At 29.8% G+C, this 205-nt stretch carries 1 protein-coding gene; it reads left to right on the top strand.

Translation table 11 applies throughout. The annotated features are described in order from the left end of the window. Nucleotides 1-187: hypothetical protein (locus BOQ64_RS24395; protein WP_228448553.1), on the top strand; the 187-nt coding region annotated here is incomplete at its 5' end. Nucleotides 188-205: the final 18 nt, after the last annotated feature.

Raw genomic sequence — 205 nt, 5'->3', positions numbered from 1 at the left:
GGACCATTTTTTAGAAAAAAAAATCCCACTTTTAAGAAAGCAGGATTTATATTTGATTTTAATTCTTCAATTAGAAGGTAATCATCATCGTCATCTCCGTCTAGTCGGACCATTTTTTAGAAAAAAAAATCCCACTTTTAAGAAAGCAGGATTTATATTTGATTTTAATTCTTCAATTAGAAGGTAATCATCATCGTCATCTCCG

It is taken from the genome of Chryseobacterium sp. CH25, assembly GCF_004119455.1.
Classification (GTDB): Bacteria; Bacteroidota; Bacteroidia; order Flavobacteriales; family Weeksellaceae; genus Chryseobacterium.
Note: the sequence above shows the minus strand (reverse complement) of the source record. Positions and strands in the feature narration are given on the sequence as shown.